We start from the raw sequence: 6,000 nt of genomic DNA, 5'->3' as shown, positions 1-6,000 counted from the left end.
ACTGAGACTCCTTACCCGCTCCTGATGTCCTTTAAATTCTTGTATTAGCTTGCCTTTTAAGTCCCACAACCTGGCTGTTTTGTCGTTTGATGCCGTAGCGATGTATTTGCCATCAGGACTAAAACTGACACTCGATACCCCATCTTGAGATACTTTAAATTCTTGTATCAGCTTGCCTGTTAAATCCCACAACCGGGCTGTTTTGTCGCCTGATGCCGTAGCGATGTATTTGCCGTCGGGACTAAAACTGACACTCCTTACCCAATCTTGAGTTTCTTTCAACCGATTTTGTTCTCGGATGTTGTCGAGAATCTGGTTGAGAGCAATCTGGGGAGTAGATATCGGGTAGTCTGCAAGAGAACGAACGTTTTTGACTGTAGCTTTGAGTTCTTTTCCAGTTTTTACGGCTGAGATTAAAGCATCTATTTGGTTATTGCCAGATTCAAACAGTCTCAAAGCATCACTTGCCGATCGCTCTAATTGTGTCAATTTCTGTGCCTTGTTTACTTGCTGCCATGCTACTCCCATTACAGTTGCAGCTAAAACTAGGCTAATACTCAATACCGCTGTTCCTATGCCAATTCGTCTCTGGGCTTTTCGCTGCGATTCTACTGACAACTTTTCGGCTTTTTGTCTTGCCTCTGCTAATATCTGATTTTCGGCTTCAGTTTGCTTGAGTTTTTCGCGTAATTCTAGTAATTCTGCACTTTGCATTTGCAGTTGGCGGATAAAAGACACTAAATAATCATGGACAAGTTGGTATCTTTGACTCGGAGTTGCTGGCACTTCTAACACCAATCCCGATTTAACAACAATCTCGATAACCAACTCTAATCTTTCTGACTCTGTTCCTAAATCTGCTGCTAATTCAGGCAAAGTTTTCTGAGGACGAGTGTTTTTTTCATCCGTCAGCAAGTACAATACAAGTTCGGCAATGTCTTTATTTTCCTTGCCGCAGTCTGCGATTACTTCTGCTAAAAATTCCTCAACCAGCTTGAGCTTTGCCTGATTGCCAAGTTCCTGATATTCACTCAGTCGAGTAATCTGCCGTTTTTCCAATTGCGCCCCCACAATTTGTAACTCAATCGGCCGCACTTCGCCAAGTTTACCTGCCAAATCTTCTACCAGGGCGTTTGCCAAATCTTCAGAAAAGTCAAGTTGAGAGCGTTCTGTTAAGGTTTGGATCGCATTCTTAGCATCTAAAATCGAAAAATTACCCAAGTAATAGCGAATTTTTTTATTGAGGATGTCATCTTCAATTATTGATAAATTTGTCGTACGATTCCACTCGATTAAGTAGAAAAGATAATCTTCCCGCAGCGACAGAATAATTTTTAGATCGCTAATCTGTAAACATTCAGCCAAAAAATTATATAACTCTCGCCTGGTAGTTTGGTCTTGATAAGCAAAGAAAAATTCCTCAAACTGGTCAAAGATTAGTACCGTCAATAAATTGCGATTTTGATTGGCCCGCAACTGTTCCAAAATAGCGACCGGCGTGTCAATAGGAGTAGATAAACTCACACCTGTGAATTTTTCTATTCCCAAGCTCAAACGCTGACCACAATCCCTCGCCCAATCGTGATAAGACTGCAATACAACAGGCAATACGTCCCGTGCTTCAAAAGTGGTAAGTTGCAGTGCCGGAACTAACCCCGCCTGAATAATCGAACTTTTTCCTACCCCAGACTGTCCGTGAATGATTGTCAGCTTGCAATCATTTCTACCTATGCGTTGAATTATCCGTTTGACATCCTGCGCCCGCCCAGAAGAAACTGCAATTTCCTCAACAATTTCAGCTTTTGAGTGACCGGATTTTAAACCGATATCAATTGTTTGCTGTGGCGGCTGCAAGCGGCCCGCGCCAATAAAAGCTTGCAATCGATATTTGCTTTTAACTTCTTGTTGTTCGAGTTTAAGGTGAAATGCTTTTAAATATTCGCTTTTCTCAAAATAGAGAGTTCTCAACTCTTCTAAAATCCTCAGATAAAGCTGCACATCATCTTGAGGCTGCGTACTTTCTTTAGCTGCTTCTAAGTTTTTCACTGCCTCCGACTGTGGACTGAGATTTCGCTGCGCTTTTGCCAAAAGTAACAGATATAAACCAGTCTCTTGTTGGGATACTCCTGCTTGTTCTAAAACCGACAGTGCTAATTTAGCTAATTCGCAAACTTTTTCCCACTCATAACGTTGCAGCGCCACCTCAGCCAAAAAGCCGTAATCTTCAGCTATTTGACTCGGAGTGCCGCAAATTGTGTGGATTTTTAAGGCTTTGATTGCTAAAATTTGCAACTCTTCCCAAGCTTGTAAAAGTCTGAGCACTTCGCCAAGTTCGCTAATACATTTCGCCACTAAATCATGTCGCTGTGCTTGCTCAAAACTCTCCAGAGATTGCTGCAAATACTTTCTAGCTTCTTGCCAATAATCCTGATTTTGTGCGCGGTGCAATTCAGCTTTGCGGTTGTAAGCTTTGGCGATTTTCTGGCAGACAATTCCTTGTCTTTCCCACTGCCGATTCTGCTGCCAAAATGCTAAACTTTGCTGATAATGTTCGATCGCTAAATCTACTTGATTTGTCTTAAATTCAACTAAACCCCGAATAAATTGCCAACTTGCTTGCAATTCTGGGTCTAATGCTGCATCCAAACTTGGCAGGCAATTCTCCAGCGACTCAATTTCACAGTCATCTAATTGGAAATTATCAACATTAGCAAAAGCTTGGTCTGCTTTTTGTCGCAACAAATTCATCAAATCATCGGGCGGGATACTAAACTGAATTGGAGGAGGAGCCCAAGACTTCAAATCATTTGCCGATCGACTAAATTTAGCCAGTACAGCATCCGTAACCCATAATATCAACGGAAAAGCCAAATCTTGCTTGAATTGGTCTCGCGCTCTATTAGCCCCAGCTAGCAGGTCATCAATCGCCACCACCGATTCAATCCCGACAACTATCAAAGCTTTCGGCGGTTGCTCTTGGACGGCATCGAAAATGGTTTGATAAAGTGTTCTTGTCCCAGGTTCGAGGACTAATACTTGATATTCAACAGTCGATCGATCGCGCAATTTGTCCAGAATTGCCGATCGCAAGCTAGCATAATTGCACCCCACTATAGTCAAGGAAAAACTTCCTTGAAAGCGGGCGATCGTCCGTACCAAAGTAGAGAGCGATCGCTCATTTTCTGCTGCAATATCTTCGGCTAGATTTGAGTTTACCATAAGCTCAACAATTTGGCTGCTGCCACAGCTTAAATTTGTCAGTTTCGATCAACAGCGGATTCAGCGCAAACCAATTTCCTTGACTGTCCACATATTCAAAAACCCACAGGTTTCGCAGCAAATCTTGATATTCTTTATCTCCATTAATGCTTTGTTCCTTCACCACCTTAAAGAGTAATTCCCACTCATCATTATCAATACCGCGACTCAGACTGTCGCGAGAACTGCGAATCACCGATTTCAACACATCTTGGGAAATTGGCGGGTCATCTTGCTGCAAGCAACCAAACAGCATCCCCATCAAGTTTCGCAAATGACCGCCACTGACTCGGCACAATCTATCTAAAGTTTCAGGACTGTCAAAAACCTGGGTAATTAATCCGATATGTTCCTCTGGCAATACATCAGGAAAAGCCCGCGACATCACCATTCGCCGCAGCAAATCCATCCCATCAACACATTCGCTACCGTCTCTATTCTTTACTGGCACCATCGGCAAAACTTTCGGGTCAACTCCGCCACCCAATCGATTTTTCAAGATTTCGCTTTCATTGCCAAAAGTCAATCCCAGCGGCAGCGTATAAACCAAATGACAATTCAGTCTCCGCAACTGATCTCCCCGGTCAATAAAGATATATTCTGGCAACAATCTCCCCGCTGCATTGGGTCGAGAAACTATCCGATCTAAGTTGTCAACAATTACAACTAATCCTTTTTTACCCCGCTGCTTGAGCTGATTAATTGCTGTTTCAATAATTTCTTGATTGATCAGTTCTAACATCTTATTGGCTTGCGGTTCCATGTACTGTCTCAGTTTAGAACGCAAGTCGGGATTACTTTTGGTTTTAGCAGTAATTTTTGCGATACCTAAAGGCAGAGAAACTTCGAGATTTCCTTCTGTATCGCCCTTGACTTTACTGCCAAAAAGTTCTCCTTCAGCTTCTAGCGTCACAGGGGTTTGCAAGAATTCCCAACTACCTTTTAAAAAAGCTCTAAAACCCTGGGGCTGCAAGGCAATTTTGTCCTCTTCCAGGCTTTGGCTGACTCGCCGCGCGATCGCCAACATGATATCTGTCAAATCGAGATCCATTTCATCGAGGTCTTGTGTTGACTCGAAATAAACCACATGAAATCCATCGGCTGTCAACTCTTTTTGTAGTCGCGACAATTCACTAGATTTACCGCAACCAATATGTCCGGTAAACAATTGGCAAGTCGGTTTATCTGGCGACACGCGGGTAATTGTCCGTTTGAGTACGTTAATAATTTTGCCGCCGCGCACTTCCGCAAAATCAATGTAATATTGTTGGTCTTCGGGATTGCCTAATACGAGGGAGTGACTGGGGTTGCAGGCATTGCAGAATTTATCGAAATCTAGGTTCATAAAATTTTATAAATTAGGATGGGCGGTTAATTAATCAAAAGAACGGGCGGCGGAGAAAACCCGGCGGTTGAAACCGCGTCTATACATACGAAACCCGCCTCCGCGGGTTGAAGAAAATACGGTAGTTGAAATCATGTTATCTTATTCAGTCCGCGGAGGCGGACATCGTTTGTGTAGGCGCGAATTCTATTCGCCGTCTTATTTCTGTTTCCAATATTGACAAGCAGCATAGGCTAAGGTGACAGCGCCGGTCACAATGCAGGCTTCATCCACCTCAAACTGCGGGTGATGGAGGGGATAGTTGGGTTTGTCAGCCAGCCCCACTCCCAAGCGAAACATGGTTCCCGGTGCGTGTTCTAGGTACATTGAAAAATCTTCCGCGCCGAGGGATGGTTCTGGTAAAATCTGTACGCGCGATCGACCTAAAGCTTCTAAAGCCGCACCTTCGACTAATTGCGTCAGTTTTGGGTCGTTTTGGACTCCGGGGACACCGCGCTTGTAGGTGAGTTCGTACTTCGCGCCGTAAGTCGCGCAGACGCTGGACACAATTTGTTCGATCCAAGCGGGCAGTTTTTCGTGGGTTTCGGGATGTAGCGATCGCACGGTGCCCAATAATTTTACTCGATCGGCAATCACGTTCGGCGCACGTCCGCCGCTAATTTGCCCGATCGTCAAAACCACAGGCCTCAAAGGATTTTGCGTGCGGCTAATCGCCTGCTGCAAATTAGTAATAATCTGAGAAGCAATCCAAATTGCGTCGATCGCCTCGTGGGGGCGCGCGCCGTGGCCGGATTCGCCCATCACAATCAATTCTAGGTCATCTGCCGCCGCCGTCAGGGCCCCGTGGCGAATACCGATGCAACCGCCGGGAATCGTGGGAAAAACGTGCACTCCGAGGATGCCATCAACATCTTGCATCGCCCCATCTTGAATCATCCAGCGAGCACCTTGAGCAATCTCTTCCGCCGGCTGAAACAAGAAACGGACGTTACCGGGTAATTTTTCTTTTAACTCAGACAATATCATGGCTGCGCCCAAACCCACGGTGGTGTGGATATCGTGGCCGCAGGCGTGCATCACTCCCTCGTTGCGGGAGGCAAATTCTAAGTTAGTACGTTCTTGAATCGGTAAAGCGTCCATATCGGTGCGAATTGCCAGCCAGCCGGACTCGCTGCTGTTACCTTTGAGTTCGCCGAGGACTCCGGTTTTGCCGATTCCTTCCGTGGTGCGGACTCCGCTGGAAGCGAGCACTCCGGCTACGTAGGCGGCGGTTTGATATTCTTGGCCGCTGAGTTCGGGGTGCGAGTGGATGTGGCGACGGATTTCGATTAAGCGGGGTGCGAGGGTGGCTGCTAGTTCTTGGATGCGGGGAAGCATGGATTTGTTGGGGAGAGCTT

General features: G+C 45.4%; 3 protein-coding genes. All 3 read right to left on the bottom strand.

All coding sequences use genetic code 11. The features are described from left to right. On the bottom strand, positions 1–3,219 hold a 3,219-nt coding region (locus QUB68_RS25935; protein ID WP_442923127.1), incomplete at its 3' end, for an nSTAND1 domain-containing NTPase. Positions 3,220–3,223: 4 nt separating this feature from the next. Continuing rightward, entirely contained in the window at positions 3,224–4,603 is a 1,380-nt protein-coding gene (locus QUB68_RS25930) for an ATP-binding protein (protein WP_332997790.1), read from the bottom strand. Between the two features lie 198 nt (positions 4,604–4,801). Beyond that, positions 4,802–5,980, bottom strand: a complete 1,179-nt coding sequence (locus QUB68_RS25925) for a M20 family metallopeptidase (RefSeq protein WP_332997851.1) — start codon at positions 5,978–5,980, stop codon at positions 4,802–4,804. Between the last annotated feature and the right edge of the window lie 20 nt (positions 5,981–6,000).

It is taken from the genome of Microcoleus sp. A006_D1 (assembly GCF_036702805.1).
Classification (GTDB): Bacteria; Cyanobacteriota; Cyanobacteriia; order Cyanobacteriales; family Microcoleaceae; genus Microcoleus.
This window is presented reverse-complemented; position numbering and strand designations above follow the sequence as displayed.

Bases quoted from the DNA above. Each gene is read 5' to 3' on its own strand.
- QUB68_RS25925 (WP_332997851.1), bottom strand. From the start codon at position 5,980: ATGCTTCCCCGCATCCAAGAACTAGCAGCCACCCTCGCACCCCGCTTA.
- QUB68_RS25930 (WP_332997790.1), bottom strand. From the start codon at position 4,603: ATGAACCTAGATTTCGATAAATTCTGCAATGCCTGCAACCCCAGTCAC.